A 25,961-nucleotide genomic window follows, 5' to 3' on the forward strand; every position below is an offset into this window, starting at 1 on the left:
TCATGGTGCGGACCTTGTAAAAAGGAAATTCCACATTTGAAAAAAGTTTATGATGATTATAAAGACAAAGGCCTTTCAATAGTCAGTGTTTCAATTGATGATTCAGATAAGAAATGGAAAGAAGCAGTGGACAAATTTGAAATGCCTTGGGAACAACTTAGGACAAGCTCGAATGAAGAGATGAAGTCTTTTATGGGAGATTATCTAATAGGAGGAATTCCTCACATGATTATAATTGATAAAGAAGGAATTATAGTCTATGCTGGTTCAGCTCTTCGTGCAGAAAAAGGACAATTGCAGAATTTGTTAAATGAAAAGTTGAAATAATGCATGATGTGTAATATATTATGATTAAAGAATTTCCTTTCTATACGCAACTTGACGCAATGGATTGTGGTCCTACTTGTCTGCGGATGATCGCTCGCTATTATGGTAAATCATATTCTTTACAGTCACTTCGTTCTCGGTCATACTTGACAAGGAACGGAGTGTCTTTGCTAGGTATAAGCGATGCAGCTGAAGCTATTGGTTTTCGCACAATAGGTGCTAAAATAACATTCGAACAGTTAATTAGTGGAATCCCACTGCCTTGTATATTGCACTGGAATCAAAATCATTTTGTAGTGTGCTATAATATTAGGAAGAAAAACAAAGAGTATTTGATTGATATAGCAGATCCTGTTGGTGATTTGATAACTTATAAAGAGCAAGAATTTAGAAAACAATGGATAACGACAGTCAGTGAGAGGGAATCTAAAGGTACTGTTTTAATATTGGAACCTAGTGCTGAGTTCTATGAAATGGAGGATGAAAATAAGAAAAACAAAAGAAGCCTTGATTTTTTCTTAAGATATTTGTCTCCATATAAGAAGGAATTATTACAGTTAACGTTAGGAATGTTAATTGGAAGTTTGCTACAATTAATTTTTCCATTTCTTACTCAATCATTAGTTGATATAGGAATTCAAGATGGAAGTCTCTCTTTTATTACTCTAATATTAATAGCACAGTTAATTGTTTTCTTATCTCAATTATCTGTTGAGTTTATTAGAAGTTGGATAATGTTACACATGAATACTCGTATTAATATATCATTAATTTCGGATTTTCTCTGTAAACTAATGAAACTTCCGTTGAGGTATTTTGACTCAAAAATGGTCGGTGATATATTGCAACGTATAGGTGATCATGGTCGTATTGAAAGCTTTCTAACAGGTTCCTCAATAGGAACCTTGTTTTCCTTTGTCAATTTCTTTGTTTTTGCCTTTGTGCTAGCCTACTATAATTTGAGTATCCTAGCTATTTTTCTGTTTGGAAATACTTTGTATGTTTGTTGGGTTCTATTGTTTTTGAAATATCGTAGAGTATTAGATATACGCCGTTTTTCACAGTCATCAAGTGAACAAAGTAATATGATCCAGTTGGTGACTGCAATGCAGGAAATCAAATTGAATAATTGTGAGAAACAAAAAAGATGGCAATGGGAACGGATACAAGTGAAATTGTTTAAGATAAGTGTTAAAGGATTAGCTCTTGGGCAAATTCAGCAAATAGGATCTGTTTTCTTCTCACATACGACCAATATTATTATAACTTTTATTGCTGCAAAATCGGTTGTAGAGGGGGATCTAACTTTAGGTATGATGATGTCCCTTACATATATAATAGGGCAGCTATCTGCGCCAGTTAGTTCTTTTATTAGTTTCGTTCAACAATTTCAGGATGCACAAATAAGTCTTGAACGTCTGAATGAAGTTCATGAGATAGAAGACGAAGAACATAATATTGATATGAAAATGGCTTCATTGCCAGCATTGAAATATATTGAATTAAATGATTTGTCATTTAGTTATGATGGAGCAGATAGGGACTATGTACTAAATGGTATCAATTTAGTAATACCTGAACATAAAGTAACAGCTATTGTTGGTGCTAGTGGGAGTGGTAAAACAACTTTGGTAAAACTAATGTTGGGATTTTATAAACCGAATAAAGGGAAGATATTAGTGGGCGGAACACCTTTAGAAAATATAAATCCACATTTATGGCGCGCAAGTGCTGGTGCAGTAATGCAAGATGGTTACATTTTTTCAGAGACAATAGCGCAAAACATAGCAGTCGGTGAAGAGCAAATAGATATAGAAAAATTGCGCCATTCTGTAATGGTTGCAAATATTAGGGAGTTTATCGACTCTTTACCTTTAGGGTACAATACTAAAATTGGAATGGAAGGAAATGGTATCAGTCAAGGGCAACGTCAGCGTTTATTAATTGCCAGAGCTGTGTATAAAAATCCTGAATTCTTGTTTTTCGATGAAGCTACTAATTCTTTGGATGCAAATAATGAGAAAGAAATCATGGCGCATTTGCATGAGTTTTATAAAGGAAAAACGGTTGTGGTTGTTGCGCATCGATTAAGTACAGTGAAAGATGCAGATAATATAGTGGTATTAAATAATGGGCAGGTTGCTGAACAAGGTACTCATCATGAATTAACCAAAAGAAAAGGGTTATATTATGAATTAGTAAAAAATCAACTTGAGTTAGGTCTTTAATGAAAGAGGAAAAGGATTATAGAGATATCGAGATTCGTAGCGATGAAGTTCAAGAAGTTATGAATCGAATACCATCCTGGATTTTGAGATGGGGTACTACTGTGATATTTGGTGTTGTTAGTTTTATTATAATAGGATCCTATTGGTTTAAATATCCTGATAAAATAAATGCTCAAATCACATTGACGATGCTAGATCCACCCACATATTTGGTTACGAAAGTATCAGGAAAAGTCGATTCTCTTTTTGTGGAAAATGGAAGCGAGGTCAAAGTCGGTCAGCGTTTGGCATTAATAGAGAATGTTGCATCCTTTCAAGATATAGATTCTCTAAAGATGTTATTGAACCAATGGAAAAATGAAGGATATGATTTGACTTATGGCAATCAGTTATTTGGTGAAAAGACTTTTCAATTGGGTGAAGTCCAATCAACCTATGCTTCATTTGTTACTTTGTTGAAGGATTATGCGCGATTCTTGAAACAGGATTATTATAGGAAAAAGATATTAAGTGTACAAAAACAATTAAATCTTCAAGAAGCTTATTACAGTTTAGTTAAAGATGGGTTGTCTATATCTGAAGAAGATTGTGCATTGGTATATAAGATGTTTGCACGTGATTCCTTACTTTTTTCTCGTAAGATTGTAGTTGCTGAAGAGTTTGAGAATTCAAAACGAAATTATTTGCAGGGTTTAAGTGCAAATAAAAATTCACACATGTCTGTAGCACAAGTTGAATTGCAAATTGAAAGAGAAAAAAGTAACCTAGTTGATATACAAAAAGAATGGGGTAATGAAGATGAAACTTATCAGTTGAATCTGAAAAACAGTTTAGAGCAACTTTGGGTTCAAATTTCTTTGTGGGAGCAACAATACTCATTAATCGCTCCAATAAGTGGGCGCTTATCTTATATAGGAATATGGAGTGGAAATCAATGGGTAACTCAAGGTGAGACAGCATTTGTAATTGCACCGATAGAAAATGCGCTTCCAATCGGTAAAGCTTTTATGCCAATTCAAGGTTCTGGTAAAGTAAAGGTCGGGCAGCAGGTTCACATTCGCTTAAACAATTTTCCAGATCAGGAATTTGGATATTTGAAAGGAAAGGTTAGTAACATTTCTCCTATGCCAATTGTACAGGAACAACAAAATGGATATGTTGTAGAAATAGTATTACCTGAAGGAATGAACACTAATTATGGTAAGACACTACCTGTAACGCGTGAGATGAGTGGGCAAGCGGAAATAATAACTGAAGATTTGAGGTTGATTGAACGTTTGTTGCAGCCATTAAAGAAAATATTGAAGAACTAAAGCTATTAATAATGTGATGTATAATCTTTGAACATTATGAAACAATATGATTATCTAATAGTTGGTTGTGGCTTATTCGGTTCTGTAGTGGCAGAACAAATGACTAAAAAAGGAAAGTCTTGTTTAGTTATTGATAAGCGTGGGCACATTGGAGGTAATGTGTATACAAATACTGTAAATGGGATTACTGTTCATCAATATGGAGCACACATTTTCCACACAAATGATAAGAGAGTATGGAAGTATATAAATTCATTTGCAGAATTCAATAGATATACAAATTCTCCTATTGCTAATTATAAAGGTAAATTATACAATTTGCCTTTTAATATGAATACCTTTTATCAAATGTGGGGTGCTATAACTCAAGAAGATGTACGTAAGATTATTGAGCTTCAAAAAAAGATGGCTAACATAGAAGAACCGTCCAATTTAGAGGAACAGGCAATATCTTTAGTCGGAAAAGATATATATGAGACTTTAATAAAAGGATATACAGAAAAGCAGTGGGGCAGAAAAGCGACGGAACTTCCACCCTCAATAATAAAACGTATTCCTGTACGATTCGTTTTTGATAATAATTATTTCAATGATAACTATCAAGGAATTCCGATAGGTGGTTATACTCCTATTATTGAAAGAATGTTGATCGATTGCGATGTTATGCTAAATACAGATTATTTTGAGAAGAAAGATTGTTTTGATAATATGGCGGCACGGATAATCTATACGGGAGAGATCGATCGATATTTTAATTATTGTTATGGTAGATTAGAGTATCGTAGTTTGAAGTTTGATACCACCTTATTGAATGGAGTTGAGAATTACCAAGGAAATGCTGTAGTTAATTATACTGATGCTGAGGTTCCTTATACTCGAATTATTGAGCATAAGCATTTTGAATTTGGAAATCAACGAGATACGGTAATTACTATAGAATATCCACAGAGTTTTGCTAAAGGAGGTGAGCCTTATTATCCAGTGAATGATGAACATAATAATACCTTGTATGAGAAGTATCGGATGTTAGCTCAGCAAGAAGAAAGAGTAGATTTCGGAGGAAGACTAGCTGAATATAAGTATTATAATATGGATGAAGTCGTAAAAAAAGCGCTAGACTTTAGTAATAAGTAATTATACAATCAATAATCTTATCAGGTAGGTCTATAAAATAAATAGTAATATCTTTTTGAATTATTATCTTTCTGAAATATACTAATAACTAGATTGAAAATATGGAATTTACTGGATTTATAGAGCTTTAATTAAAAAAATATGGAACAAAAGTGAAATCCGATTTTGTGAATATGCGAATTGTGGCAGAGTAATGTGGAGTTTAGATTTCCTCCAACGCATAATACTGATAATCCCGAAGTATCGTTTGAAGAAACTTCTCCTGATTATTCTCTCGTGGAGTAACAGATAAGATTTCCTGTACCTTTTTGGCGAGTAACGTAACGCGCCTTACCCGATCCTTTTCACCGGACTCCAGCGTTCGGGTGATTACGTTCACCTGTTCCAATGATAAATCAGCAGATTGTGGATACGTCGGATGATAATTCTTTGTCAGATAGTCAAATTCATCGAGGCTGACGTGTATTTTGCGATAATTCTTCTCTTTGATCACCATCGTTCCGGCTGCTAAATCACCCAGTCTCTGACTGTTTTTAGTCAGCAGGACGACTAGGAGCCCCAACCCTCCTGTAGCAGGACCATCAATAATGAATAGAAGCCAACGCAACAGATAAGCGCTGATGCTGGGAGTAGAGCCGTCTGATTTTACGACACGTATATTCATCAGACGCTTTCCGAAGCTTTGTCCGTGATTGAACATCTCGCAGAGAAACGAGTAAAAAAGTACAGGCAAATAGACGAGACACAGAAAGAAGACCGTGCCGACTCCAGAGGATAAGTGCAGTTTGACAATGAGTGTCGTTACAGAATATAGATAAATCACGATCAGAAAATAATCGATGACCAAAGCTAGCAATCGTTCGCCGATACTGGCGGGCGTTTGGCTGATTCGAACAAACTGACCGGTAATAATTGTAGATTCTGCCATTCTTGGTTAAACATTTTTAGGTTTAAGTTGCAAATATATCATAATTCTTTTACTTTTGCTTCCGGTTTCGGACAAAACTTATCCGAAATCTCTGAAAAGCATGAAGGAAGTAACGTTTATCCGTCGGAATATCGAGAAATGGAAAGAGACCGAGAAGGTGGTGGAACAGGCTGCAACTCTGTCCCCTGACCAACTGGCCGACGCCTATACGGAGTTGACTGCCGACCTTGCTTTCGCCCAGACTCATTTCCCGACTTCCCGCATTACCATTTATTTAAATAATCTCGCTTCAGCCCTGCATAATGAAATCTATCGGAGCAAACGCGAGAAGTGGACACGGATTATCACCTTTTGGACGCAGGAAGTGCCGCAAACCATGTATGATGCCCGCCGGGAGTTATTAACTTCCTTTATTATCTTTGCGGTCTGTATGCTGATCGGGGCTGTTTCTGCTGCCAACGATTCTGAGTTTGTGCGTCTGATATTAGGAAACAGGTATGTGGATATGACGCTGGATAATATCGCCAGAGGTGAACCGATGGCAGTATACAATGGCTCTCCCGAAGCTCCGATGTTTTTGGGCATTACAATCAATAATGTGAGAGTATCTTTCCTGTGTTTTGCATCGGGTATATTGACCAGCTTTGGTACAGGCTTCATTCTCCTTCAAAATGGAATCATGGTAGGGGCATTTCAGACGTTCTTTTATGAACATGGTTTGCTCAAGGAGGCTGCTCTTGCTATCTGGTTGCACGGGACGCTTGAAATATGGTCGATTATAGTAGCCGGTGCTGCCGGACTTGCTTTAGGTAACGGCTGGTTGTTTCCCGGAACCTATTCCAGGCTGGAATCGTTCCGCAGAGGAGCGAAAAGAGGGTTGAAGATTGTGATTGGTACGGTACCTGTGTTTATTATGGCAGGATTTATCGAAGGCTTTATCACCCGCCACACTGAACTTCCCGATATGTTGAGGCTCGGAATCATCCTGACATCCCTTGCATTTATTATCTTTTACTATATTTACTTACCAAATAGAAAAAAAAATGGAATCACAGAAACCTAAGGTTGCAATGTACGTGAAACGTTCCTTTGGTGAAAAGTTGAACGCTTCTTTTGACTTCATAAAAGAGAACTGGAAACTGTTGTTGAAGTTCATTACTTATCTGCTTTTGCCGGTAAGCCTTATTCAGGCATTGAGCTTGAACGGGCTGATGGGAGGAGCGCTGAAAATATCTGCAGTGGCCAGTACTACTGCCATGGCTGCCAGTCCGAGTTCCTTAGTGGGATTCATGTCCTATTACGGTCTATATATGCTTGTCTTTATGATAGGGACTATCTTATTGACTTCCTTGATCTATGCAATGATCCGGACTTATAATGAACGGGAAGAACGATTGGAGGGAATCACATTGGGGAGTTTGAAACCTTTGCTGTTTCACAATATAAAGAAATTGCTTATACTGACACTTTTCGGTATCCTGCTGGTACTCATCGTGGGGGGTGTGATAGGTGTTCTCGCTGCTTTATCCCTGTTCACTTTGTTTCTGACCATTCCTGTTATTATTGCATTCACCGTGCCGCTTGCCTTATGGGCGCCCATCTACTTGTTTGAGGACATTACCGTGATGGAGGCTTTCAAAAAAACATTCCGACTCGGGTTTGCCACATGGGGAGGCATCTTTCTGATCTCTTTAATAATGGGAATCATAGCCAATGTATTGCAGAGCGTTACCATGATGCCGTGGTATATCGCTACGCTGGTGAAATATTTCTTCTCTATGAGTGATGCGGGAAGTGAGACGACCGTATCGGCAGGATATGGTTTTCTCCTTTATCTGCTTGGCATTGTTCAGGCATTCGGCGCTTATGTTTCGATGATCTTCACCTATGTCGGATTAGCCTATCAGTATGGACACGCTTCGGAGGTAGTAGATAGCGTCACTGTAGAAAGTGATATCGATAATTTTGATAAACTCTAAACTAATATTTAAGAATAGATGCTGACATCCCCGGCTGATACATTGGTTTGCGACACCGTGCAGATTGCCAAATGGCAATCCAACCCGGCGTATGACTACAATCGTGAACTGATTACGCCTGAAATTAATGTCTTTGAATGGCTGAGTAGGCGGTTTGGGGAATTGTTACAAAAGATATTCGGCAGCCGTTTTGCCGAAGAATATTCCGGACTTATATTGATATGTCTGGCCATTGTTATTTTACTTCTTATTATATGGTTTCTTTATAAGAAGCGTCCGGAGTTATTCATGCGTTCGCCTAAAAATAAACTCCCTTATGAGGTAGAGGAAGACACGATTTACGGTGTCGATTTTCCGGGAGGGATTGCCGATGCGCTGTTCCGTTCCGATTATCGGGAGGCAGTGCGGTTACTTTATTTGCAGACGTTGAAGCGGCTTAGTGATGAGAAACGCATTGACTGGCAGCCCTACAAAACACCGACACAATATATCAATGAAGTACGGATACCCGTATTCCGCCAGTTGACCAATCATTTCCTGCGGGTGCGTTACGGTAATTTTGAGGCTACGAGGGAACTTTTTGACTCTATGAAGTCTTTGCAGGAAGAAATAGGGAAAGGGGGTAACTCATGAAGGGGAGCCGTTGGTTTATCATCTTTATAGGTGCTTTTCTGCTAGTGATGTTTGCCATAGAATATCACTTGCCGAAGAAGTTTGTATGGACACCTACCTTTAGCCACTATGATGAGCAGCCTTTCGGATGTGCTGTGTTCGATAGCCTGCTGACTGTTTCTTTGCCTTCGGGATACACGCTGTCCCGAAAGACCTTTTATCAGTTGGAGCAGGAAGATACAGCCCATCATAAAGGAATACTTCTGATAGCCAGTAACCTGCCTTTCAGTAAGGTCGATATTGATGCTCTGCTCAAAATGGCAGACCGGGGGAATAAGATCATGCTGGTAAGCAGCTCTTTTACTAAGCTTCTGGAAGACACCCTGAAGTTTGATTGCACTTATTCTTATTTCAGATCGGTCGATTTGAAGAAATATGCCGCTTCGTTATTAAAGCGGGACAGTATATATTGGATCGGTGATCCGGAAGTCTATCCGCAACAGATATTCCGTTTTTATCCGCAGTTCTGCAAATCCTATTTTCGCCAATATGACTCGTTGCCGGTACGGAAATTGGCCGAGATTGATTTGGCAAAAGATATGGGGAATGCATTGGATGAACTGGACTCTGCGACAGTTTCCCGCAATTATCATCCGTTGGTAGCTATGGTTCGTCCGTGGGGGAAGGGAGAAGTCATTTTGGTTTCCACTCCTTTGCTTTTTACCAACTACGGAGTGCTGGACGAGAAAAATGCGACTTATATATTCCGTCTATTATCGCAGATGGGAGAGTTGCCTGTCGTCCGTACCGAAGGATATATGACAGAAACTGCTCAGACGCAGCGATCTCCTTTGCGTTATTTTCTGTCGCAAAGACCGCTTCGCTGGGCGATATACCTGTCGATGTTTGCCATATTACTCTTTATGGTGTTTACGGCGCGAAGGCGGCAGCGGGCCATACCCGTAGTGCATGAACCGGAAAACAAATCCCTTGAATTCACCAAGCTGATAGGTACGCTTTATTACCAAAAGCATGACCATGCGAATCTGGTTCATAAGAAGTTTACCTATTTTGCAGAAGTGTTGAGGAGAGAGATTCAGGTAGATGTGGAAGAAGTGGCGGATGATGAGCGCTCTTTCCATCGGATTGCTCAGAAGACGGGGATGAGTGTGGAAGAAATCAGTAAGTTTATCCGCGAAATCAGACCGGTGATTTATGGAGGACGTGTCCTTTCCGGTGAGGAAATGAAGGGATTTATTGACAAAATGAATGAAATAATCAATCATATTTAAAGAAGATATTTATGGAAGAGAATACAGAACAGCGGGTAGATTTAACTCTCTTTTCCGGGAAGATACAGGAATTGAAAGATCAGATTGCTTCCGTTATTGTGGGTCAGGAACAGACGGTGGATTTGGTACTGACGGCAATCCTTGCCAATGGTCATGTGCTGATAGAAGGAGTGCCGGGAGTGGCAAAGACATTGCTTGCCCGCCTGACAGCCCGCCTGATTGATGCGGATTTCAGCCGTATCCAGTTCACACCGGACTTGATGCCGAGTGACGTGTTGGGTACCACTGTGTTCAATATGAAAACCAATGAGTTTGACTTTCATCAGGGACCGATCTTTGCTGATATCGTACTGGTGGACGAGATCAACCGTGCTCCTGCCAAAACACAGGCAGCCCTGTTCGAGGTGATGGAAGAGCGTCAGATCAGCATTGACGGTATTACTCATAAGATGGGAGAGCTTTATACCATTCTTGCTACACAGAATCCGGTGGAACAGGAGGGAACCTATAAACTTCCCGAAGCGCAGCTCGACCGCTTTTTGATGAAAATAACGATGGATTATCCTTCGCTGGAGGAGGAAGTAAATATTCTGGAACGTCACCATACGAACGCTTCATTAATTAAGCTGGACGATATCAAGCCTGCCATCACCAAAGAAGAGCTCTTGTCACTGCGTGCTTTGATGAATCAGGTATTTGTAGACCGTACATTACTCCAGTATATAGCATTGATTGTGCAGCAGACGCGTACCAGCAAAGCCGTATATCTTGGTGCTTCTCCGCGTGCTTCTGTGGCGATGCTGCAATCTTCCAAAGCGTATGCCCTTTTGCAGGGACGCGACTTTGTGACACCGGAAGATATTAAGTTTGTTGCTCCGTATGTACTTCAGCATCGTCTCATTCTGACGGCAGAAGCGGAAATGGAAGGATATTCTCCGGTAAAAGTAACCCAACGTTTGATCGATAAAGTAGAGGTTCCCAAATAATAACCGGATCTCTATAATTCGTAACTTAAAACTCAGAACCTGAAATTGTACTTAACCCGTCGTTTCTATATTGCCCTTATTCTGGTTATCCTGTTGTTGGGTAGCGGATATCTGTTTGCTCCGTTTTTTAGATTCGGGCAGTGGGCGCTCTTAGCCTTGTTTCTATTTGTGTTGGCAGATGGATATGCTCTCTATCAGACCAAAGGGATTCAGGCATCCCGTCGATGTGCTGACCGTTTCTCCAATGGGGATGATAATGAAGTGAGTATCCGTGTCGAAAGTACTTATCCGCGTCCGATCTCGTTGGAGATCATAGATGAAATACCTTTTATCTTCCAGAATCGGGATATCAGCTTCCGGACGACTCTCCAGCCGGACGAAGGGAAAATGATCCGTTATCATCTTCGCCCGACCCGTCGCGGCGTTTACTCTTTCGGACAAATCCGCGTATTTGTAACCGGTAAGATCGGTTTGCTTTCTCGTCGGTATACGTGTGGGAAGCCACAGGATATCAAAGTATACCCTTCCTACCTGATGCTTCACCGCTATGAATTGCTGGCAATGAGTGATAATCTGACCGAACTGGGTATCAAGCGTATCCGCCGGGTAGGCCATCAAACGGAATTTGAGCAGATTAAGGAATATGTAAAAGGAGACGATTATCGGACTATTAACTGGAAAGCGAGTGCCCGCCGGCACGAGTTGATGGTGAATGTTTATCAGGACGAACGTTCTCAACAGATTTACAGTGTGATAGATAAAGGCAGAGTGATGCAGCAGGCTTTTCGGGGAATGACTTTGCTTGATTATGCTATCAATGCTTCACTGGTACTTTCGTATGTAGCGATGCGGAAAGAGGATAAAGCAGGGTTAGTGACCTTTGACGAGCATTTTGATACTTTTGTTCCGGCTTCCAAACAGCCCGGCCACATGCAGACGCTGCTTGAAAAGCTGTACAGCCAACAGACTACTTTCGGTGAAACGGATTTCTCGGCTCTTTGCGTGCATTTGAACAAACATGTCAATAAGCGTAGCCTTTTGGTTCTATATACCAACTTTGCCAGCATCAGCAGCATGAACCGCCAGTTAGCTTATTTGCAGCAGCTTAATCGTCAGCATCGTTTACTGGTTGTTTTCTTTGAGGATGCCGACTTGAAGGCGTATATAGAAAGTCCGGCCCGAGATACAGAAGATTATTACCGGCATGTGATTGCAGAAAAGTTTGCTTTTGAGAAGCGACTGATCGTTTCTACATTAAAGCAGAACGGCATTTATTCGCTGTTGACAACTCCCGAAAATCTGTCGATTGATGTAATCAATAAATATCTGGAGATGAAATCGCGGCAATTGTTGTAGCAGAGTTTCGTCTCAAATTACTGGTGATTTCTTGTTTAAAAAGGGGATTGTCCCATTGCCTTTCGGGTTTCTACAAAGAAGAATACAGCCATCCCTATGATAATGACTCCCAATATGCCGTAGAAAAGCCGTGCTCTGCCACGTCCTACATTCCTGACAATTGTTTGGGCGTTGCGTGTGGTGAAGAACCAGTTCCAGTTCAATAATGAGGCTAGCAGGGAGGTGATTCCCGCTAGCGCAAAAATAGCTTGTACGATGTATTGTCCGGTCATAGTCTGATCACTCTGCTTCCGTCTTCCAGTTCTTCAATCGTAACCTTTACAGCATCCCCCGGCAGCAATTCTTCCACCAGTTCCGGCCATTCGATGAAGCAGAGGGCGCCGCTGTAGAAATAATCTTCGTATCCCATGTCATACACTTCGCTTAACTTTTTGATGCGGTAAAAGTCGAAATGATAGATCAATTCTCCGGTTTCGTCCGAACGATATTCATTGACGATAGCGAAAGTAGGAGAACTGATGACGTCTGATACACCCAGTTCCTCGCAAAGAGCTTTGACGAATGTTGTTTTGCCTGCTCCCATTTTGCCGTATAAAGCGAAAACAGTGTTATCACCCATAGCAGCGATAAATTCGCGGGCTGCTTCGTGGATACTTTCCAATGATTGAATCTTGATTTCCATATACTATTCTATTATTATGACTGTTTCTTGCAACAACTCTTTCCGATCTTGCAAACGGCATAAATCAGGATGGAGAAGAATATAATCGAGGCTCCCGAAGGAACTTTCCAATGATAAGAGATAAACAGACCGCCCAGACATCCCAGAAAACCGATACCTATGGACAGCCAGATGATTTTTTTGAAACTGTACGTGAAGAGGTTTGCCGTCATTTGCGGAATGGTGAGCAGTGAAATGGCCAGAACGATACCGACCATGCGCAGACAAGCAACGATGGTCAGGGCGATAAACATCATCAGCACATATTCGAATACCTCTACCGGAATCTTTTGAGAACGGGCAAACTCACGGTCGAATGCGATAGATACGATTGGACGGATAAACAGATAAAAGAATCCGGTCAGTATGAATGCCAGTATGCCGAGCATCCACAGGTCCGCCTGATTGATGGTCAGGATATTACCGAAAAGATAGGCTGATAAGTCCGGAGCAAATCCCGGTGACAGGAAGCTGAACATGATTCCTAAAGCCATTCCTAATGTCCAGAACACCGCGATCGCGGAATCTTCGCGCATATCTTTCCGCCGGCTCAGCCACTCCACGCCGAATGCGGATAATACGGAGAAGACGGCGGCTGACAATATGGGAGAAATTCCCGCGAACAGTCCCAGCCCTATTCCTCCGAAAGATGCGTGAGTAATTCCTCCACTGATAAATACCAGGCGGCGGGTGACAATGTAAGTACCGATAATCCCGCAGGCGATGCTTGCCAGTAAGCTGCCTAGCAGAGCATGTTGGAAGAATGTATATTGTAGTAAATCCACTTCTTTAGTTATTGATTACAAGTTATATGATAAATAACAAATTCCACGCGGCTACTATCGACCGATGACAGATGATGTGCAGGCGGTCAGGCCTCTTTGTGTCCTGCGGTTCTTCTTTCTCCGATGATCAGAAAAACTTCATCTTTGAGGTCATCCGGCAGTTCAATACCGCGAAGCTGTAAACTGCGTACCCAGCCTGCTACATCGATATCCTGCATAGTATATAACACATCCCTGAATTGGTTTGTTTCTTCTTCCGTATAAGCATCCGCCTCTTTTCCGATGAACAGATCCAGTTCTTCGTCATCGTAGTACTCTATTTTTTTGCTGACAGCAGCCAGCAGGCTGTCCTTTTCGCACACTTCGTGTTGTCCGCAGCATTCTGCATCTACTTCTTTCACTTCCGGCATGTGATCCAGTTCGCCTCTTTCTATTTTCTTTTTCAGTCTGTTGTTGCGGATATAGCCGGCTATCAATGCAATGATACCTAGCAACACTAGACCTATAATAAGTATCCACATAGTCTGTACTGATTCAAATTTCTGCAAAGTTACTTATTAATTTGCATTCTATCATGGATGGTATCTATTTCTTTTCTTACTTTTGTGCGTTACTAACTTAAATATACATAGATGGTGAAGCATAGAAAGTGGATGATTTGCATATTTATAATATGTTTGATTGGTGGACTTTCTTCTTGTGCGGAAGATAGAAGTGTGATTGGGGATGATTTTGAGATACCAAAGTTGACAGACGAAAATACGATTGAATTTACTGTAGATGTTCTCGGTGAGTGGACGCAACTGGAAGTATTTGGCGGTGGCGGCAGAATGGCTATCGAGTGGGGAGACGGAAGACTGCAGAAGATCGAAGATCCCGAAGCGGGACTGATTACATATAAATATGGCAACAGAAGAAGTTACCGGGTGAGAATATGGGCGGAAGAGCTGGATTATTGTAATCTGGGAAGTTTGCTGCTTCCCGTAAAAGACCTTCGTATAGGGAACTTGCCTAAAATGAGAGATTTGGCTCTTACCTGTTTTGCCAATACCCGGGAAATTGACCTGAGTCGTTCCTGTCCCAATGTGGAGAATGTGAACATAGGCAATTGTGCTGATCTGGAGTATGTCGATATAAGTCAGTGTGATAGCCTGAAGTCGGTATTGATTGGCGGAAACCCGAAACTGACATCACTCGATGTGACTGATAAATGTAAACTTAAAAATCTGAATTGCTCCGGCAATCAATTGAGTTCTCTTTCGCTTAAAGACTTACCCCAGTTGAACAGTCTCGATTGTAGCTACAATCCGGAATTGAGCAGGTTGGAATTTGATGAGAAAATGGAGATTAGCACCTTGTTTATAGGTCATTGCAACTTTCAGAATCTGGATTTCCTGGACAGGCTGCCTTTGTTGCTGGAGTTTGTCTGCCGGAACAATCAATTGAAAGAGCTGGAATTGCCGGAATCTCTTTGGATAAAGTATCTGGATTGCAGCAATAATCAGCTGACTCGTTTGTCTATTTCGGAAAACTGGTTATTAACGAGGGTCGATTGTCATTCCAACCGGCTGGACAAAGAAGCATTGAATCAATTATTTGAAATGCTGGGTACGGCCAGTGATTATCCTCATTCTAAATCATATCTTTCTTACTATGATAATCCGGGCGAGTATACTTGTAATCAGGAGATGCCCGTAAGAAATGGGTGGACTATAGAAGAAAAGGGTGCTCAATAAAAAGCGCAAACAGTAAGTACGGCGGTAGAATAGTGAAGGCTATTTTTACTCGTCTGAACGGTTATTTAAAATAATCCCGTATATTTGTGATAATAAATCGGATGACTATGATACGACGTAGGCTTTGCCTCTTATTCTTTCTGACTGGGCTGACTATGTTTGCCTATTCGCAAGGGTTGTTATTCCAGGCTAATGATAAACAGATAAAGGAAAGGACTTCTCTTCAGATCTTTAGTGAAGAGGAGATACCTTGTTTTACGAAAAACTTTCAGTTAAGCTTTGAACTTTCTATTCGCGATTTTGATACTTTCGGATATGTTTTCCTGTTGAAAGAAGATCAGGGAAAGATGAAATACAGCTTTACATATACTTATCTGGACGGTGATAACAGTACGTTCAAGTTTAATACGGACGGTAAAGAAAATCATTACTCTCTGAACTTACGGAATGATGCGTTGGCATACCAGTGGATTCCGGTTTCGTTTACATTCGATTTGCAGCACGACCTGCTGACCATTCATATTGGAGACAACGAGAAAGAAATCAAGACTCTGGGATTGAAAGCACCTTTTTGTCCGCAACTTTTCTTTGGACGTCATGATTATATTCTGGATATGCCGACTTTTGCCATTCGTAACTTGAAGCTGGAAGGAGATAAAAGTTACTCATGCACTTTTCCTTTGAATGAAAATGAAGGAGAAGAGGTGCATACCTCTACAGGAAAGGTACAGGGAACGGTTGTTAATCCGGTCTGGCTTATTAACGGTTCTTATCATTGGGAGAAGCTTTTTGAATATCATTCACAAACACCCTCCGGCATCACTTTTGAACCGGACAGCCAGAGATTGATCGTTTTCAGTCAGGATTCACTTCTTACTTATAATTTGTTGAAACGTCAGTCGCAGACTAGCTCTTATGCCAACAGGCTGCCGGTAAAACTGCAACTGGCTACTCACTTTATGAATACTACCGATGGCAAACTCTATGTCTATGAATTAAACAACCTTCCTTTGGGAGATGTTACCGTAGCGGCTCTTGACTTGAATAAGTGGGAATGGGAACAGACGGGTACGGCTGCCTTGCCCGTACAACTGCACCATCATGATGGCTTCTGGGATGAAACGACCGGTAAATATCTGATATTTGGTGGTTTTGGAAATAAGCGCTATAATAATACTTTCCTTGAATATGACATTGCGACAGACCGGTGGGATACGCTATCTTATTCGGGTGACAGAATTATTCCCCGTTATTTCTCCGGTATGGCGGTCAATAAGAACCGGGAACATGTGTATATTTTCGGAGGAATGGGCAATGAATCGGGCGAGCAAAGTGTAGGCAGGAATTATCTTCAGGATTTCTATCTGCTTGATAAAAAACAGAAAACGGTAAGACTCTTGTGGCAGAATACTTCGGAGCACCGTCTCGTAGTAGCCCGGGATATGATACTGACTCCTGATGAGAAATATGTTTATGCCTTGTGTTATCCGGAATACCTCTCGGATACGTATCTGCAACTATACCGTTTGACGGTTGCCGATGGAACGGTAAAAATCTTGGGAGACTCAATTCCGATGCGTTCCGAAGAGATCATGACGAATGCGAATCTTTATTATAATTCACTGACACATGAGTATTATTGTACTACAGCGGAGTTTGACAAGGAAGGCCATACGGTCATTCGGACTTACGTATTGGCTGCTCCTCCGGTTTCGCTGGATGAGATTCGTTCTTATGGTGCAAGGTCTTCCCTCGCGCTCTCCTGGGGATGGCTTATTGCAGCAGTAGGAGGGATATCGTTGTTTGGTATCGGATTCTTATTTGTCAGAAAACGACGGAGGAAATTATCGGAGAAGATTTTGAAACAATCGCCGGCACCAGAGCCGGTATCTGCTCCGACAGAACCGGGGAAGAATGTGTCAGTGAAAACTGCTCCTTCGAGAGAAAAGATTGAAGAATTGATCGTACGTCCTAATGCGATCTATATATTCGGTTCTTTTACGGTGACCGATCGTAATGGCCGTGATATAACCCATTTGTTCAGTTCCAGATTACGGCTGGTATTTGTCTATGTTTTGCTTCATAGTACTCATAATGGTGTTTTGTCCGCTTCTCTGAATGAAGTCTTCTGGCCGGATAAACCCGATGATAAGGTTAAAAACCTGAAAGGGGTAACGATTAACCAGATACGAAAGAACCTGACCGAGCTGGACGGAGTGGAACTGGTATATGATAAAGGTTATTTCCGGTTGGTATTTACTGACTGTTATTGTGATTATTTCCGTTTCCGCATGTTGAAGAATGCTGAAGAAGTAGAGAATGAACTGGGTATCTTATTAATGCGTGGGAAGTTTCTGGAGGGTATGGATGCAGGAATGATGGATCACTTTAAGCAGAAAGTAGAAGAATTCCTGGCTTCTTTCTTACCGTTGGAAATCGAACGTTTGTATCAGCAGCACAAGTATGACGCTGTCATCCGTTTCTGTAATGTGCTTTTCCGGGTAGACCCGGTGAGTGAGTTGGCATTGGCGTATTGTATACATGCGCTTCATCATATAGGCTCTACGCAAGAGGCTATCATGCAATATTCTCTTTTTGTTCGTGAGTATAAGCAGATGATGAATGAAGATTATTCGACTTCTTATGCTGACCTGATGAGTAAAAATCCTCCATTTCATCGATGAAAAATCATTGGTTAATGATATTTATCCGCTTATTAATCCGTTATTAACCCACCACTAATAAGTTGCTTAACCTCGCTACATTAGATTTGCAGCGATGTTATTTACTTATTGTTTTATTTAAAACCTAATACGTATGAGAACAAGATTCATTATGAAACTTTGTTTCCTTTATTTGTTGGTTTGGTGTATGAGCTCGTGCAAGAGTGACAATGGCGATTCGGTACGACCGGTAGCTCTTGAATGTATGTACACCCATCTGACTGACATGACGAACATGCTTGATACTGCAAAGATCGGTACAAGCGACGGTACTTTTCCCCTGGCAAACGCCCAAAGTCTGCAAAGTGCCGTTGAAGAACTGCAAAAGGGTATTTCTAAAGGTATGGCAGGACAATTTGTATTACAGTATGAGATTGATAATTACTGTATTGCTGCCGAAAAGGCGATTACCGAATTTCAGGATTCCTATCAACAGACATTGCAACCGGGCACACCAGCCGAGCTGAAAATATTCGGTATCGATGGTAAGGGACGTATTGAATTTGGTGCCGATCCTGCCTATGGTGGCGGCAATACCTTTACGGTAGAGAGCTGGGTGAAGTATGATGCTGGTTTCTTTGAATCGGGAATCGGAAGTTTCCTTTCTACTTTTGACGGCAGACAGCCTAATGAGGGATGGATGATTAACTTTTTAGGCTCTAATCTTCGTACTACTATTGGTATGGGACCGCAGGAAGGTCGTGTGCTGGAAGAAGGCCGTGCTTATCCTGACAATTTTGGTAAATGGAATCATATTGTAACAGTTTGGGATAATACCCTTTCGGAAGGACAGCTTAAAATGTATGTGAATGGTGAGTTATTCTTCAGCAAGACGAATGATGTGAAGAATGATGCCGGTGTCTTGCAGAATTATATGCCGAATACCCGTAACCAGAATATGTGGGCATTCCAGGAACCGACGGATAATTCTCGTTGTATGACGGGCTTTATCAAGAAATTCCGTATGTGGAGTACAGCGAAGTCTGCTGATGAAGTAAAGACATTGATGAATTCGGACGTGACCGGGATAGAAAGCGGACTAGTGTGTGCATGGGACTTTACATCAGTGGCGGAGGACGTTACTAACATTCCTGACAAGACAGGAAAGCATGCGGCAAAGATCGTAGGAAACTACAAGTGGTTTAAAGCTGGAAACTAACCTTAATAAACAGACGAAGAATATGAAAAATAATATAATAAAAATAAGAGCTTTCCTGTGTCTGCTGTTTCTGGCGTGCGGATGGGTAAGCGTACAGGCACAGCAAGTGCTTACGGTGAAAGGTGTTGTGGTAGATGCTCTGAAAGAGCCGTTGCCCGGAGCCAGTATTCAGATAGTGGGAATGTCTACCGGTACGGTGACAGATCTGGACGGTAACTTCAGTATTCAGGTGCCGAAGGGAAAAAGCATTTCAGTTTCTTTTATAGGATATGTAACGCAGGAAATTCCTGTTAACCAGAATCAGACAAAACTGACAATTCAGTTGCAGGATGACTCCAAACAGCTGAATGAAGTAGTTGTGATCGGATATGGTACTGTAGAAAAGAAAGACCTTACAGGATCGATTCAATCGGTAAGCAGCAAAGAACTGAGCAAGCTAGTTACTACTGATGTGACGGAAACATTGAACGGACGTGTCGGTGGAGTACTTGTAAACAAGACCTCCAACCGTCCCGGATCAGATACGAAAATAGAAATTCGTGGTATTAACTCCTTCAATTTCTCCAATGAACCTTTGTATGTGATTGACGGTGTACCTTCACAAACAGGAATGCGTCATCTGAATGCTGCTGATATTGAGTCTGTTGATATTCTGAAAGATGCTTCTTCCAGTGCAATCTACGGTTCACGTGGCGCAAACGGTGTAGTGATTATCACTACTAAAGGGGCTAATAAACGTCAGGGATTCAACATTGACTATGCAGGCTATGTAGGATTCAAAACTCCCACACGTATTCCGGAAATGATTGGTAATATGGGTAATGGTATGGAATATGTAGATTACCGCATTGCTTTGTGGAAGAAGAAATACGGAGATGCTTCTTTGAGCCGTCCGGACTTTCTGACTGATGACGAGAAACGCCGCATCAAGCATGGTGAATATTACGATTGGTTGCGGGAACTTTCTCAGAACGCATTGACTACCAGCCATTCTCTTTCTGCTACGGGAGGAACGGACAAATTGTCTTTCTCTTTCGGATTGGGATATTTGAAGGATGACGGTATGGTAGGTGATGAAAGTTTTGAGCGTATCACAGCCAATATCGGATTGGAATACCGTTTTTCGGAAAAATTTAAGACAGGTATTAACAGCTATATATCTTTGAATAATACGAATGAAGGGGCCAATGATGCATTGATCAATGCTTACTTTTTACCACCGACGGTTAGCCCGTATGATAAAGACGGAAGTTATCTTTTCAATTGTCAGCCTACTTCCAGCAAAATCAATCCGTTTGTTCAGATTGAAAATAATAAAAGAGAAAAAGAAGCGAACTATACCAACTTCTCCGGTTATCTGGAATATCAGCCGATTAAGGGACTGAGACTGAAATCGCAAATTGCGGTACAGTATGATTCGGATATAAGCGGAGAATGGGTTGGAACCATGACACAGGCCAAGGGAGGTTTAAATGCACCGGAAGCCTACCGGAGTGAAGGACGGAATATGAACTGGGTATGGGATAACATTATCACTTATGATAAGACATGGAAAGATATTCATCGTCTGAATGCTATCGGTCTGTACAGTGTACAGAAAGAAACTCACAAAGGTTCGGAAATGCGTGGTGACGGTCTGCCTTACAACTCCGACTGGCATGCGATTGAAACTGCCGAAGAAATCCGTGATGTGAAGAGCTATTATTGGGAATCGTCCATGCTTTCTTTTATGGGACGCGTCAATTATACATTGATGGACCGTTACTTGTTCACCTTAACAGGTCGTTATGATGGAACATCCCGTCTGGCTACCGGAAACCAATGGGGATTTATGCCATCGGCTGCTGTCGGCTGGCAGATGAAGAACGAAAACTTCCTTAAAGATGTGGATTGGCTGAATAGCCTGAAGTTCCGTGTCAGCTGGGGTAAATCGGGTAATAACAGTATCGATCATGATATCACTTGGACGAAACTGGACCTGACACATTACATCTATGGCGGCAAGGGAGAAAATGCTTTTGGGCTTGGTGACCGTAAAGGTAACAAGGACCTTCGTTGGGAGATGACGTCGGAATGGAACTACGGTCTTGATTTCGGATTTCTGAATAACCGTATCAATGGTACTATTGACATTTATAGCCGTACTACTAAAGACTTGATCTTTGCCCGTTCGGTAGGTAACCTGAACGGCTATGGCTCTATCCTCGAAAACATAGGAACGTCTTCCAATAAAGGTGTGGAAATCGGATTGAATACAGTGAACGTTGCTACAAAAGACTTTACCTGGAAGACAAACCTGACATTCTCACTGAACCGTAATAAGATTGTAGACCTTTATGGTGACAAGAAAGACGACCTGGCGAACCGCTGGTTCATCGGTCAGCCGATGAAAGTGATCTATGACTTGGAGAAAGTGGGTATCTGGCAGACGGAAGATAAGGAACTGGCTGCTAAATACGGTCAGGTGCCGGGACATATCCGCGTAGCCGATCTCGATGATAATTATGTGATTGACGAGCGTGATTATAAAGTACTCGGAACCCCGTCTCCCGACTGGACAGCAGGTATGACCAATACCTTTGCCTACAAAAACTGGGATCTTTCTTTCTATATGTATGCGCGTATCGGTGGTATCTATAATGATGATTTTACTTATATGTTTACCGCATGGGATAATGAACACTGGAACAAACTGAACGTGAAATACTGGACTCCGGAAAACCACAGCAACGAATATCAGCAGATAGGTGCGCAATCTTATCATACGCAGGTATTGGGTAAGATTTCCGGTTCGTTCCTGAAAATACAGAGCATAACGTTGGGGTATACCCTTCCCGAAACCTGGATGAAGAAGATGAAGATGAAAAATGCACGTGCTTATATCAATGTGCAGAATCCGTTTACATTTACAGACTATCTCGGTCCGGACCCGGAAACCATTGGTGAAGATGTGTATAAATCTCTGTCGCTCTATCCGATGACGTTTACTTTTGGAGTGAATTTAACCTTCTAAATACTTGAACCCTTATGAAACGACTAAAAGAACAAATCAAATATGTGGCACTGCTGGCAGTATGCTTGTTGAGCGGATGCTCCGATTTTCTGGACAGTTACAATCCTTCGGCAGTAACGGATGATTTTTACAATACGAAAGAAGGACAGCAGAAATTGCTGACTGATATAAATGCCCGTTACCGCAATGTCTTTAATACAGGCGAGTTGCAATATTACGGAACAGATATCTATATGGCTATCTCCGAAGAACCTGCCGAACGTATGTTCAACGGATACGATAAGACGTTCAACTCTACCGCTCCTGTCGTGGGCGATTACTGGAAAGTGCTTTATAAGATTGTGCAGGAAAGCAATATCCTGTTAAACCGCTGTACCCCGGCTATTGCGGGAAATGATTATACTTCACTGACTGCGCAAGCCCGTTTCTTCCGGGCAATGGCCTATTATTATCTGGTCGAAACTTTCGGTCCCGTTCCATTGCTTGTCGAAGAAAATACAGATGTCATTCAACAGGCGGAACGTACGAGCGAACAAGCGATTTATACTTTTATCATTACTGAACTGAATGCTATCAAAGACCAGTTGGACATGACTACCAATTCAGCAGGAAAGGTGACCAATGCGGCAGTGATTCATTTTCTGGGTAAGATGTATCTGACACGTGCTTACAAATCTTTTGCCGAAGCGAATGACTTCTCTGAAGCAGCTACGACATTCGACCTGCTGATAGAGAATCCTTCCTCGGGATATGCTTTGCAAGAGAACTTTGCGGCTTTGTTTGACGAAAACAATCAGGCTAATTCCGAAGTAATCTGGGCGATACAGTACGGACTGGACAAGAACTATCGGGGAGGCGGAAATCCGCAACAGGCACAATTCGGATTTAATATTGTAGCATTGGAGCCTGATATGTTTACGAAGAGTCAGAGTGATTATTCTAATGCGTCCCGTAAATACTGGGTAAATCCGAAAGCTCATGAACTTTATACAAATCCGGAGATAGATACCCGGTATGATGTCACTTTTGCACGTGAATACTACATTAATAACCCGGATAATGCCGACTACGGTAAACTGGGAATCTATTTTCCCCGTTGGAATGATAAGTCGGGGATGAGTAATAATGCGAAGAAGTACTATCCGTTTAAGCAGGATGATGAATATGTATGGTATCCGCAGTCTACGGCACTGCCTGTTCTGGAAACAGCCTCAGACCGTATGCCGATGATTCAGAAGTTCCGTGACACGAAGATACAATGGGGAGAAGGCGGTTCGCGTGAAGATGTAATCTTCCGTTTGGGTGATACTTACTTGTTGTGTGCTGAGGCTTATCTGGGAGCCGGTAATAAGAAACTTGCTTTGGAACGGATCAATAGCATACGTAAACGTGCAGCCAAAGATGCCACTGCTTACGAAGCCATGAAATTGACGGATTTGGATATCAATGTGATTATGGACGAACGGGCCCGCGAGTTGATGGGAGAGCATGACCGCTGGTTCGATCTGAAGCGTACGCAGACATTGCTGGCACGTGTACCGGCATACAATCCGTTTGTGGTGAAATATGATAATTTGAATGCGAATCATCTGGTACGTCCTATTCCGCAGGATGAACGGAATAAGGTGGACGGATTATCACAGAATGAAGGTTATTGATTAATGGTTAACTAACAAATGAAAGAATTAATTATGAAAACGACTATATGTGGTGCTGCACTATTGCTCAGTCTGACGGTAGCCAGTTGCGAAGTGTACGAATCACCGGAAATAAATCAGGGTTTAGACGAAGAAAACAAGACTTCTCTTTATGTAGATGCTTACGATCCTATCAGTAATGTGGGGCAATACTACATGCCGGAGATGACAGTGAAACCGAAAAAATATTGGAACTGCGTGGAAGTTGTTACGGTCGGCAGTCGTAATGACCTGGGACAAACCGAAAAAGTACGCGGATTACAATATCACTTGATGTGTCAGTCATTGGCAGGATTGGCTAACCGTGCCGTAGAACAAGGTAAAAGCGAAATAGCCGTTTGGCTGCACGACCACGGAGGCAATGACTCTTATAAATTATCTAAGCAGGCGCTCGAAGATATGGGTATTCATGAACAGGGAATGCAGAGTGGTCTGGAACTGGCACGTAATGATTATGGACCGTCTGAAGGAGTAACTATTCAGTTGAAAGGTATGTTTGACGGATATGTGTTGACGGATATCGAGCGTAATCCGGAAAGTGGAGTGGTAGCTTCTGTGGCATCTCATGTGTATAACTCTATTATAGTGGATGTTCGTGATAAAGAATATTACGAGGAGGCAGGATATGCGATGAAGTATGATGCCAGAAACAAAACCACAGCTCAGGCATGGGCGGAATTTAAAGACAAGTGTAGCAACAAAGCCTTGGTGGTAATGCCTGTACAGACGGGTGAACTTCGGGAGTTTGCTATTAAGAATAATCTTTTTGTTCTGAATCTGAATAAACGTCAGGGCAGTTCGGCAGGTGGACAAAATACGGCTCTGCTGAAAGAAATCCTGGCTTGGCTGGAACCCAATGCACCTGTATACGGATGGGAGCAAGGGGTAAGTGAGGATGCTTTTGTTGATCTGGTGTCCAAGAGCGGCCATCCGATGATTCCTTGTGACTGGAGTTATAATCACTCGCTGACTTCTTTGCTCTATTCTCAACGTCAGCGACCTACATTGGCCCGTGTCAAGAATCCGCAATTCTTTGATTACACCCGGAAGAAGAATTTTGTTTCTTTCTTCCTGTCCGATGGCGACAATATCCAATGGATGATGAATGACTTTAAAGATTACTATAATGTTGCAGAAGCTGAGGAAGTGCGGATGACATATGGTATGCCCGCTTCCGTATTGCCAATGATGGCTCCTGCGCAATTCGACAACCTGTTGAGTCAGCAAAAGCCCAACTGCTCTATTCTGGAAATGCTGGGAGGTGGCTATTACTATGTAGACAATTATAGCGAGAACGGTGACCGGGCAAAGAACCTCAAAGTCGTGGCAGACCGGCTGGCAGCCCATATGCGTCAGCACCGTGTGAAGTTGTTGGGTGTGATGGCAATGAATGTAAAGTCGGAAGCAGCTAAGGAAGCATTTCAGGCGTATGTAGATGCCAATGATCAGTTGGAAGGTATTGTTGCTCTTCAATATAGTCCTTATGCAGGCGGCGGTGGCGAAGTAATTTGGGTAACGAATAAGGCAGGATATGACATACCTGTTATTACAGTGAAATATTCTCTTTGGAATTTTGGAAATCGTAATACAGAACGTGAAGGGACTCCTGCTTATATTGCCGGAAGACTGAAACAGGAAGCACAGGAAAAAAGTTTCTCTGTAGTCTGTGTACACGCGTGGAGTAATTTCTCAGATCACGGACAAACGGAAGATCCGCTGATAGAAAATCAATCCGGAAATATTCGTGGAGCCGGAGCAGCCAAACTTTGTGCGGGACACCTGAATGAAAACTTTGAAGTAGTCAATTTACAGGAGCTGGTATGGCGCTTGCGTATGAGTGAGCGTCCTGAACAGACAAAGAAATATTTGAGTGAAGTATTTTAATTAACCTAAGTTATACAGATTCTCCGCACCGTTTCTCTTTTTTATAGGTAGGAAGAAAAGCGATGCGGAGGTTTGTCTGACTTAAGCA

Annotated in this window: 21 protein-coding genes; 16 read left to right on the forward strand and 5 right to left on the reverse strand. The window is 41.7% G+C overall.

Annotated features, from left to right (window positions below; genetic code table 11):
- The 4 genes from HMPREF2794_RS01525 to glf form a co-directional block, all read left to right on the forward strand.
- A partial coding sequence (locus tag HMPREF2794_RS01525; protein ID WP_139147225.1) for a peroxiredoxin family protein occupies positions 1 to 327 on the forward strand: 327 nt, incomplete at its 5' end.
- A 20-nt stretch (positions 328 to 347) separates the two neighbouring features.
- A complete protein-coding gene (locus HMPREF2794_RS01530; RefSeq protein ID WP_371489939.1) occupies positions 348 to 2,555 on the forward strand; it encodes a peptidase domain-containing ABC transporter in 2,208 nt (735 codons plus the stop codon).
- Positions 2,555 to 3,868, forward strand: coding sequence for an HlyD family secretion protein (locus tag HMPREF2794_RS01535; protein WP_070750699.1), 1,314 nt, complete (start codon positions 2,555 to 2,557; stop codon positions 3,866 to 3,868). Before HMPREF2794_RS01530 ends, HMPREF2794_RS01535 begins: the two co-directional genes overlap by 1 nt.
- A 36-nt stretch (positions 3,869 to 3,904) precedes the next feature.
- Entirely contained in the window at positions 3,905 to 5,002 is a 1,098-nt protein-coding gene (glf, locus tag HMPREF2794_RS01540; RefSeq protein WP_070750730.1) for a UDP-galactopyranose mutase, read from the forward strand.
- Positions 5,003 to 5,204: 202 nt separating this feature from the next.
- On the opposite strand, the gene HMPREF2794_RS01545 is transcribed toward glf, so the two are convergent.
- Complete coding sequence (locus HMPREF2794_RS01545) at positions 5,205 to 5,930, reverse strand: RDD family protein (RefSeq protein ID WP_070750701.1); 726 nt, start codon at positions 5,928 to 5,930, stop codon at positions 5,205 to 5,207.
- 100 nt (positions 5,931 to 6,030) lie between these two features.
- Here HMPREF2794_RS01545 and HMPREF2794_RS01550 point away from each other — a divergent pair, with 100 nt between their 5' ends.
- The 6 genes from HMPREF2794_RS01550 to HMPREF2794_RS01575 are packed head-to-tail and all read left to right on the forward strand — an operon-like array spanning position 6,031 to position 12,155.
- The gene (locus HMPREF2794_RS01550; protein ID WP_029425716.1) at positions 6,031 to 6,993 is read left to right on the forward strand and encodes a stage II sporulation protein M; all 963 of its coding nucleotides are present in this window, start codon (positions 6,031 to 6,033) and stop codon (positions 6,991 to 6,993) included.
- Positions 6,974 to 7,909, forward strand: a complete 936-nt coding sequence (locus HMPREF2794_RS01555; RefSeq protein ID WP_070750703.1) for a hypothetical protein — start codon at positions 6,974 to 6,976, stop codon at positions 7,907 to 7,909. Before HMPREF2794_RS01550 ends, HMPREF2794_RS01555 begins: the two co-directional genes overlap by 20 nt.
- 18 nt (positions 7,910 to 7,927) lie before the next feature.
- Positions 7,928 to 8,542: a DUF4129 domain-containing protein gene (locus HMPREF2794_RS01560; protein WP_070750705.1), complete on the forward strand. Its 615-nt coding sequence runs from the start codon at positions 7,928 to 7,930 to the stop codon at positions 8,540 to 8,542.
- Positions 8,539 to 9,813, forward strand: a complete 1,275-nt coding sequence (locus tag HMPREF2794_RS01565) for a DUF4350 domain-containing protein (protein ID WP_070750707.1) — start codon at positions 8,539 to 8,541, stop codon at positions 9,811 to 9,813. The genes HMPREF2794_RS01560 and HMPREF2794_RS01565 overlap by 4 nt, the downstream gene beginning before the upstream one ends.
- Positions 9,814 to 9,824: 11 nt before the next feature.
- Entirely contained in the window at positions 9,825 to 10,799 is a 975-nt protein-coding gene (locus tag HMPREF2794_RS01570; RefSeq protein WP_010539430.1) for an AAA family ATPase, read from the forward strand.
- Between the two features lie 45 nt (positions 10,800 to 10,844).
- Positions 10,845 to 12,155, forward strand: coding sequence for a DUF58 domain-containing protein (locus HMPREF2794_RS01575; RefSeq protein WP_070750709.1), 1,311 nt, complete (start codon positions 10,845 to 10,847; stop codon positions 12,153 to 12,155).
- Positions 12,156 to 12,190: 35 nt separating this feature from the next.
- Here the strand turns inward: HMPREF2794_RS01575 and HMPREF2794_RS01580 are convergent, their stop codons facing one another.
- The 4 genes from HMPREF2794_RS01580 to HMPREF2794_RS01595 all read right to left on the reverse strand — a co-directional run bounded on the left by HMPREF2794_RS01580 (position 12,191) and on the right by HMPREF2794_RS01595 (position 14,182).
- Positions 12,191 to 12,427 carry an immunity 17 family protein gene (locus tag HMPREF2794_RS01580; protein WP_010539428.1) on the reverse strand — a complete coding sequence of 79 codons (237 nt, stop codon included), beginning with the start codon at positions 12,425 to 12,427 and terminating at the stop codon, positions 12,191 to 12,193.
- Positions 12,424 to 12,837, reverse strand: a complete 414-nt coding sequence (gene tsaE, locus HMPREF2794_RS01585) for a tRNA (adenosine(37)-N6)-threonylcarbamoyltransferase complex ATPase subunit type 1 TsaE (RefSeq protein WP_008759702.1) — start codon at positions 12,835 to 12,837, stop codon at positions 12,424 to 12,426. The genes HMPREF2794_RS01580 and tsaE overlap by 4 nt, the downstream gene beginning before the upstream one ends.
- A gap of 14 nt (positions 12,838 to 12,851) precedes the next feature.
- A complete protein-coding gene (locus tag HMPREF2794_RS01590; protein WP_010539426.1) occupies positions 12,852 to 13,661 on the reverse strand; it encodes a metal ABC transporter permease in 810 nt (269 codons plus the stop codon).
- A gap of 86 nt (positions 13,662 to 13,747) precedes the next feature.
- Complete coding sequence (locus tag HMPREF2794_RS01595) at positions 13,748 to 14,182, reverse strand: YidH family protein (protein ID WP_010539425.1); 435 nt, start codon at positions 14,180 to 14,182, stop codon at positions 13,748 to 13,750.
- 111 nt (positions 14,183 to 14,293) lie between these two features.
- On the opposite strand from HMPREF2794_RS01595, the gene HMPREF2794_RS29220 reads away from it, so the two are divergent.
- From HMPREF2794_RS29220 to HMPREF2794_RS01625, 6 genes are all read left to right on the forward strand, one after another.
- Positions 14,294 to 15,397 carry a leucine-rich repeat domain-containing protein gene (locus tag HMPREF2794_RS29220; protein WP_022301562.1) on the forward strand — a complete coding sequence of 368 codons (1,104 nt, stop codon included), beginning with the start codon at positions 14,294 to 14,296 and terminating at the stop codon, positions 15,395 to 15,397.
- A gap of 107 nt (positions 15,398 to 15,504) precedes the next feature.
- Complete coding sequence (locus HMPREF2794_RS01605; protein ID WP_022301563.1) at positions 15,505 to 18,081, forward strand: Kelch repeat-containing protein; 2,577 nt, start codon at positions 15,505 to 15,507, stop codon at positions 18,079 to 18,081.
- A gap of 133 nt (positions 18,082 to 18,214) precedes the next feature.
- Positions 18,215 to 19,279, forward strand: coding sequence for a LamG domain-containing protein (locus HMPREF2794_RS01610; RefSeq protein ID WP_022301564.1), 1,065 nt, complete (start codon positions 18,215 to 18,217; stop codon positions 19,277 to 19,279).
- A 22-nt stretch (positions 19,280 to 19,301) separates the two neighbouring features.
- Positions 19,302 to 22,292: a SusC/RagA family TonB-linked outer membrane protein gene (locus HMPREF2794_RS01615; RefSeq protein WP_022301565.1), complete on the forward strand. Its 2,991-nt coding sequence runs from the start codon at positions 19,302 to 19,304 to the stop codon at positions 22,290 to 22,292.
- A 14-nt stretch (positions 22,293 to 22,306) separates the two neighbouring features.
- Positions 22,307 to 23,950, forward strand: coding sequence for a RagB/SusD family nutrient uptake outer membrane protein (locus tag HMPREF2794_RS01620; RefSeq protein ID WP_022301566.1), 1,644 nt, complete (start codon positions 22,307 to 22,309; stop codon positions 23,948 to 23,950).
- A gap of 18 nt (positions 23,951 to 23,968) precedes the next feature.
- On the forward strand, positions 23,969 to 25,873 hold the full coding sequence (locus HMPREF2794_RS01625; protein ID WP_070750711.1) for a GxGYxYP domain-containing protein: 1,905 nt from the start codon (positions 23,969 to 23,971) through the stop codon (positions 25,871 to 25,873).
- Positions 25,874 to 25,961: the final 88 nt, after the last annotated feature.

It is taken from the genome of Bacteroides sp. HMSC067B03 (assembly GCF_001811315.1).
GTDB lineage: Bacteria > Bacteroidota > Bacteroidia > Bacteroidales > Bacteroidaceae > Bacteroides > Bacteroides faecis.

Excerpts from the sequence above, each read along its gene's own strand:
- HMPREF2794_RS01610 (WP_022301564.1), top strand. The coding sequence starts at position 18,215 with ATGAGAACAAGATTCATTATGAAACTTTGTTTCCTTTATTTGTTGGTT.
- HMPREF2794_RS01580 (WP_010539428.1), bottom strand. The coding sequence starts at position 12,427 with ATGACCGGACAATACATCGTACAAGCTATTTTTGCGCTAGCGGGAATC.
- HMPREF2794_RS01535 (WP_070750699.1), top strand. The coding sequence starts at position 2,555 with ATGAAAGAGGAAAAGGATTATAGAGATATCGAGATTCGTAGCGATGAA.
- HMPREF2794_RS29220 (WP_022301562.1), top strand. The coding sequence starts at position 14,294 with ATGGTGAAGCATAGAAAGTGGATGATTTGCATATTTATAATATGTTTG.
- tsaE (WP_008759702.1), bottom strand. The coding sequence starts at position 12,837 with ATGGAAATCAAGATTCAATCATTGGAAAGTATCCACGAAGCAGCCCGC.
- HMPREF2794_RS01595 (WP_010539425.1), bottom strand. The coding sequence starts at position 14,182 with ATGTGGATACTTATTATAGGTCTAGTGTTGCTAGGTATCATTGCATTG.
- HMPREF2794_RS01555 (WP_070750703.1), top strand. The coding sequence starts at position 6,974 with ATGGAATCACAGAAACCTAAGGTTGCAATGTACGTGAAACGTTCCTTT.
- HMPREF2794_RS01615 (WP_022301565.1), top strand. The coding sequence starts at position 19,302 with ATGAAAAATAATATAATAAAAATAAGAGCTTTCCTGTGTCTGCTGTTT.
- HMPREF2794_RS01560 (WP_070750705.1), top strand. The coding sequence starts at position 7,928 with ATGCTGACATCCCCGGCTGATACATTGGTTTGCGACACCGTGCAGATT.
- HMPREF2794_RS01605 (WP_022301563.1), top strand. The coding sequence starts at position 15,505 with ATGATACGACGTAGGCTTTGCCTCTTATTCTTTCTGACTGGGCTGACT.
- HMPREF2794_RS01570 (WP_010539430.1), top strand. The coding sequence starts at position 9,825 with ATGGAAGAGAATACAGAACAGCGGGTAGATTTAACTCTCTTTTCCGGG.
- HMPREF2794_RS01545 (WP_070750701.1), bottom strand. The coding sequence starts at position 5,930 with ATGGCAGAATCTACAATTATTACCGGTCAGTTTGTTCGAATCAGCCAA.
- glf (WP_070750730.1), top strand. The coding sequence starts at position 3,905 with ATGAAACAATATGATTATCTAATAGTTGGTTGTGGCTTATTCGGTTCT.
- HMPREF2794_RS01625 (WP_070750711.1), top strand. The coding sequence starts at position 23,969 with ATGAAAGAATTAATTATGAAAACGACTATATGTGGTGCTGCACTATTG.
- HMPREF2794_RS01620 (WP_022301566.1), top strand. The coding sequence starts at position 22,307 with ATGAAACGACTAAAAGAACAAATCAAATATGTGGCACTGCTGGCAGTA.
- HMPREF2794_RS01530 (WP_371489939.1), top strand. The coding sequence starts at position 348 with ATGATTAAAGAATTTCCTTTCTATACGCAACTTGACGCAATGGATTGT.
- HMPREF2794_RS01550 (WP_029425716.1), top strand. The coding sequence starts at position 6,031 with ATGAAGGAAGTAACGTTTATCCGTCGGAATATCGAGAAATGGAAAGAG.
- HMPREF2794_RS01565 (WP_070750707.1), top strand. The coding sequence starts at position 8,539 with ATGAAGGGGAGCCGTTGGTTTATCATCTTTATAGGTGCTTTTCTGCTA.